1 protein-coding gene is annotated in these 251 nt (G+C 52.2%); it reads right to left on the bottom strand.

Annotated features, from left to right (window positions below):
• On the bottom strand, positions 1 to 251 hold a 251-nt coding region (locus RZA33_RS19650; RefSeq protein WP_317509949.1), incomplete at both ends, for a hypothetical protein.

Raw genomic sequence — 251 nt, forward strand, 5'->3', positions numbered from 1 at the left:
GTCAAAGCTCAACAACCCAAACTGCTGCTCACTAGTTTGCGCATTCGACCAATACGGACGCCGGTTCGGATTATCAAAGTCCATCGTGTTCCACGTGCGCTTAAACCACTCATCCTGCCACGTGAAAATCAACCCACCCATGTAGTTGGTATCCAGCATGTCCTCAAACATGCGCTGAATGAACTCACCCTGCTCTTTCTCACTGACCATGCCCTGATGCATCCCCATCGGACCAGTATGCGTCCGACCCC

It is taken from the genome of Halovibrio sp. HP20-59 (assembly GCF_033052795.2).
Classification (GTDB): Bacteria; Pseudomonadota; Gammaproteobacteria; order Pseudomonadales; family Halomonadaceae; genus Vreelandella.